This window comes from Tianweitania sp., from assembly GCF_032053605.1.
Taxonomy (GTDB): domain Bacteria; phylum Pseudomonadota; class Alphaproteobacteria; order Rhizobiales; family Rhizobiaceae; genus Tianweitania.
Map to the genome: position 1 here is coordinate 1 of NZ_DAMBUH010000160.1, position 5,214 is coordinate 5,214.

The 5,214-nt window shown below is 62.7% G+C and carries 6 protein-coding genes; 4 read left to right on the forward strand and 2 right to left on the reverse strand.

Annotated features, from left to right (window positions below):
- Positions 1-75 precede the first annotated feature (75 nt).
- Entirely contained in the window at positions 76-1,335 is a 1,260-nt protein-coding gene (locus RTX98_RS19765; protein WP_312798578.1) for an Hsp70 family protein, read from the forward strand.
- A gap of 54 nt (positions 1,336-1,389) precedes the next feature.
- Positions 1,390-1,815, forward strand: coding sequence for a DUF1801 domain-containing protein (locus tag RTX98_RS19770; RefSeq protein WP_312798579.1), 426 nt, complete (start codon positions 1,390-1,392; stop codon positions 1,813-1,815).
- A 72-nt stretch (positions 1,816-1,887) separates the two neighbouring features.
- On the opposite strand, the gene RTX98_RS19775 is transcribed toward RTX98_RS19770, so the two are convergent.
- On the reverse strand, positions 1,888-2,652 hold the full coding sequence (locus RTX98_RS19775; protein ID WP_312798580.1) for an SDR family oxidoreductase: 765 nt from the start codon (positions 2,650-2,652) through the stop codon (positions 1,888-1,890).
- A gap of 101 nt (positions 2,653-2,753) precedes the next feature.
- Between RTX98_RS19775 and RTX98_RS19780 the strand changes: the two genes are divergently transcribed.
- Positions 2,754-3,176 carry a helix-turn-helix domain-containing protein gene (locus RTX98_RS19780; RefSeq protein WP_312798581.1) on the forward strand — a complete coding sequence of 141 codons (423 nt, stop codon included), beginning with the start codon at positions 2,754-2,756 and terminating at the stop codon, positions 3,174-3,176.
- A gap of 36 nt (positions 3,177-3,212) precedes the next feature.
- The gene (locus tag RTX98_RS19785) at positions 3,213-3,626 is read left to right on the forward strand and encodes a DUF1801 domain-containing protein (RefSeq protein ID WP_312798582.1); all 414 of its coding nucleotides are present in this window, start codon (positions 3,213-3,215) and stop codon (positions 3,624-3,626) included.
- 10 nt (positions 3,627-3,636) lie between these two features.
- Here the strand turns inward: RTX98_RS19785 and mutS are convergent.
- A partial coding sequence (gene mutS, locus RTX98_RS19790) for a DNA mismatch repair protein MutS (RefSeq protein WP_312798583.1) occupies positions 3,637-5,214 on the reverse strand: 1,578 nt, incomplete at its 5' end.

Sequence of the window (5,214 nt, forward strand, 5' to 3'; positions counted from 1 at the left end):
CTCGACAACAGGGGTGCGCTTCGTGTAGGCGCGCCCTTCCTTTTTTAAATCCCCGTCCATTCGAGGAAGACAAACATGAAACCGATCAGCGGTGGCATCGATTTCGGCACGTCCAACTCGACCGTCGGCTTTGTCGAGGACGGCGCGCCCCGGCTCGTTGCGGTGGAGGGCGAGCACCTCACCATCCCGTCAGCCGTGTTCTTCAACTTCGAGGATAACGGCACTTATTTTGGTCGCCGCGCGATTGCCGACTACACCGAAAACGTCGAAGGCCGTTTGCTGCGCGCCCTGAAAAGCGTGCTCGGCACCTCGCTGATCAACGAAAAGACCCGGGTGAAAGCGCAGAACCTCGCTTTCACCGATATCATCGGTGCCTTTCTCGATCATCTCAAGCAGGCGCTGGATACCGCGCGCGGCACCGCCGTCGAGCATGTCGTGCTCGGACGCCCCGTGCATTTCGTGGACGAGGACGAAGCCGCCGACCGCCGCGCGCAGGACGAGTTGCGGATGGCCGCCGAAAAGCGCGGCTTCAAGCATATCGAATTCCAATACGAGCCGATCGCCGCCGCCCTCGACTATGAGCGCACGGTCGCCCGTGAGGAACTGGCGCTGATCGTCGATATCGGCGGCGGCACATCCGACTTCTCCATCGTGCGCGTCTCGCCCGAACGCGCGCGCGCCACCGATCGCCGCGACGACATTCTGGCCAACACCGGCGTGCATGTCGGCGGCACGGATCTCGACCGCCTGGCTTCGGTTGCCCATGTCATGCCCGAGCTCGGCATGAAGACGCTCACCAAGGACGGCCGCCGCGAACTGCCTGTCGGCACCTATTACGACCTCGCGACCTGGCAGCGCATCAACCTGCTCTACACCGCGCGCGCCCTGAACACCCTGCGCCAGATTCGCTACGAGGCTGCCGAGCAAGGCAAGGTCGATCGCCTGATCGACATCGTGGAAAACCGCCAGGGCCACGCGTTGGCCGCCCGCGTCGAAAATGCCAAGATCGCGCTTACCGACAGCGATGATGCAGCGCTGGAAATGCGCCTGATGGAAGAAACCCTGCGCGTTCCTTTCACCCGCGCCGGTCTCGACGACGCCATCACCCCGCCAATCACCCGCATCACCGACACGATCACCACAACCCTCGCCGACGCTGGCCTGACGCACGAGCGCATCGACACGCTGTTCCTGACAGGTGGCTCCACCGCCGTGCCGCTGCTGCGCGAAAGCGTGCTCAAGCTGTTCCCCAACGCACGCGCGGTGCAGGGTGACCGGTTCGGCAGCGTAGGGTTGGGCCTGGCGGTGGATGCCGATCGGAAGTTCGCGGGGTAGCGTCTGAAGCAGCATATCCTTGCGGCGAGCCGCGTTCTCTGCTGTCATGCCCTAATGAGCAAGCCAGCCAAATCTGCCGGCCCAGGTCTTCTGTCCGGCGGCAATCCGCAGATCGCGAAAGGCGACGGCGATAGGACGGTGCAGGCCTATATTGCAGCCATGCCAGGCTGGAAAAGTGGTGTCGGTAAGAGGCTCGACGCGCTGATCGTAGAGGCGGTGCCGTCTGTCCGCAAAGCCGTCAAATGGAACTCGCCGTTCTACGGCGCAGAAGGTGACGGCTGGTTCCTCAGCCTCCATTGCTTCACCAAATACATCAAAGGCGCCTTCTTCCGTGGCAGTCAGCTCCATCCCCAGCCGCCCGAAACCTCGACGCAGCCGGACGTGCGCTATCTCCACATCACCGATGATAAGCCCCTGGATGAAGCGCAGTTCATAGCCTGGGTAAGACAGGCGAGCGTGCTTCCGGGTCAGAAGATGTGACGGCGTAGCACCGTCACATCTTTTTCCTTGGCCAAAAACCGATCGTGCTTCAGGCAAGCCGGAGTGACGGATTCAGCCGTGCCGCGCCTTGGTCACGGTTTCGTTGAGCTGCTGCAGCGTCTTGTCGAAGCGGCCTTCAGCTTCCGCGTTACGCAGGAACTTGACGCGCTGGACGAGGATCTCGGACGGGGTTGGTGTCTGCGCAAACAGAGCCATCACCTCATCGATGAACTCGTTCAAGGGCTGGTAGCCCTCAAGCGTTTCCTGGCCGGGTGTCAGGCCGGTCTGGACGGCTGGCGGCGCGAGTTCGATCACCTCGACCTTGCCTTCCAGTGCTGCGCGCAACGAGACGGTGTAGGAATGGATCGCCGCCTTTGTCGCATTATAGGTCGGCGTCATGACCAATGGCACGAAGGCCAAGCCCGACGTCACGTTGACGATCGCGGCACCGGATTTCGTGGCGAGGTGATCGATCAGCGCATTGGTCACCCGGATCGGACCCAGCAGGTTGGTGGTAATCGTCGCTTCGGCATCGGCCAGATCTCGGCTATGGTCCAGCGCCTCGAAGCGCATGATGCCGGCATTGTTGATCAGGACGTTGACGTCGGGATGAGCAGCAAGCAGGCGGCCGGCGAAGTCGGCGATCCCGGCTTCGCTTTCCACGTCGAGCGTCAGCGCATGCATGTTGGCCCGGCCAGTGATCGTGGCGTCGAGCGCATCCTGCCGGCGTCCGGCGACAATCACGGTATTGCCGAGATCATGAAAGCGCTGAGCCAGTGCTGCGCCGATGCCGGAGCCGCCGCCGGTGATGAGGATGGTATTGCCGGACTTGTTCATGAAAACTGCTCCTTCAAATTGATGCCGCTGATGTAAACAGCTACAATCCAAACGAAAGTAGGCACCTGAAAGATTTGTACTTACCTGAAAGAGAGTGAGAGATGACGAGCCTGCCATTCGACGCTGCCACGATCTGTCAGGCGAAAGAGGTCGCCAAGACGCCACCGCCGGACGTGCTCGATCCGCGCATCGAGCGGCTGGTCAACGAGTTGATCGGCCGTGTCGCCGACAAATGGACGATGATCATCCTGGAGGTTCTGGATGCTCATGGCGAGCTTCGCTTCACCCAGCTTGCCCGCAAGATCGAAGGCATCAGCCAGAAGATGCTGACCCAGACGCTGCGCCAGATGGAGCGCGACGGCATGGTGACCCGCACCGTCCACCCCGTCGTGCCGCCCCACGTCGACTATCGCCTGACGCAGCTTGGCCAAAGCCTTGGCGCTGCCTTTTGCGGTGTCTGGATCTGGGCGGAGGAGAATCTTGAGACGGTGGAGAAAGCCCGAAACGACTTCGATGCGCGGTAAGTAAAGCGCCTGCGGTCCTCTAAAGGAGCCTCAATCATGATGGAACAAGCGACAGAACCATCACCCTCAGCGCTCATCGATGCAAGAATAAAGGAACTTGCCGATTGGCGCGGCCAAACACTGGCCAGGATCCGCGCTCTCATCCATGCCGCCGATCCCCAGGTGGAAGAAACATGGAAGTGGCGCGGCGTTCCGGTCTGGGAACATGCCGGCATTCTCTGCACCGGTGAAACCTACAAGGCTGTGGTCAAGCTGACCTTTGCCAAGGGCGCGGCGCTTGCTGATCCGACAGGCCTGTTCAACTCAAGTCTCGTCGGCAAGGTCAGGCGCGCGATCGACATCGGGCAAGAGGATGTCCTCGATGAGGATGCGTTCAAAGAACTCATTCGCGCAGCGATTGCGTTGAACATGTCCGGCGGTGCCGCGAAGCGGAAAGCGAAGCTCGCCTGAAAAGGCGAGCCTACCTGTCTCCCACCAACCCCTTCAACCGATACAGCGCCTCCAGCGCCTCTCGTGGGCTCAAATCATCCGGGTTGATCGCCCCCATGGCCTCGCGCAGCGCATCTACGGCAGTCGGCTTCGGCGGCTCGCGAAGGGCTGCGCTGAACAGCGGCAGGTCGTCCACCAGCTTTGTCGCCTTGCCCGAGGTCGCGCCGGCTTCGAGCTGCGCGAGCACGGCGCGGGCGCGTTCCACGACCGACTTTGGCAAACCGGCGAGGCGGGCGACCTGGACGCCGTAGGAGCGGTCGGCCGCACCCTTGCCGACTTCATGCAGAAACACGACCTCGCCATCCCATTCCTTCACGCGCATGGTGACGTTGGCGAGGCGCGGCAGCTTTTGGGCAAGCGCGGTCATTTCGTGGAAGTGGGTGGCGAACAAAGCGCGGCAGCGGTTTTTCTCGTGCAGATATTCTACCGCCGCCCAGGCGATCGAGAGGCCGTCAAAGGTGGCTGTGCCGCGCCCGATCTCGTCCAGGATCACCAGCGCGCGGGAACCGGCCTGGTTGAGGATGGCGGCGGTTTCCACCATTTCCACCATGAAGGTGGAGCGGCCGCGCGCCAGATCGTCGGACGCGCCGACACGGGAAAACAGGCGATCAACGACGCCAATGCGCGCCGAGCGGGCCGGCACAAAGGCGCCCATCTGCGCCATCAGAGCAATCAGCGCGTTCTGGCGCAGGAAGGTCGACTTACCGCCCATGTTAGGGCCTGTCAGCAGCCAGATCTTGCCGGACTGCCCCGATTTTTCCGGCGACAGGTCGCAATCGTTCATTACGAAAGCCGGCGCGTTCTGACGCCGCAGCGCCTGTTCCACCACCGGATGGCGGCCGCCTTCGATGCAGAAGTCGAGGCTGTCATCGACATGCGGGCGATTATAGCTTTCGGAAGCAGCCAGCGCCGCGAGGGCCGCCGAAACATCCAGAACCGCCAGCGCGCTTGCGGCCTGCCGAATGGCTTCGGCATGCTCCACCACCAGGGCCACCAGCGCATCAAACAGGCCGAGCTCGATCGTCAGCGCCCGGTCTGCGGCGTTGGCGATCTTCGTTTCCAAGCCAGCGAGCTCGGTCGTGGTGAAGCGCATGGCGTTGGCCATGGTCTGGCGGTGGATGAAGCGCGCCTTGGCTTCCGGCGTGTTGGTCAGCGCGTCGGAGTTTCCGGCGCTGACTTCGATGTAATAGCCGAGCACATTGTTGTGCCGGATCTTCAGCGCGCGGATGCCGGTTTCCTCGCAAAGGTCGCGCTCCATCGCGGCGATGACCTGGCGGGACTCGGTGGCAAGCGCGCGCATCTCGTCGAGCTCGGTGTGATGGGTCTTGCTGATAAAACCGCCATCGCGCTTGAGCAGCGGCAGGCTATCATCGAGCGCAGCCGCCAGACTTTCGGCGACAACTGCCGGCAAGGCGTGCAGTCCATCCACCGCCGCACGCAGCTCAGCCGGCAAGGTGGCCTGGCCTATCAGGTCGGCGATCGCTTGTGCTGCCCTGAGGCCGGAGCCGATGGCACCGAGATCGCGCGGCCCGCCGCGATGCAGCGCCAG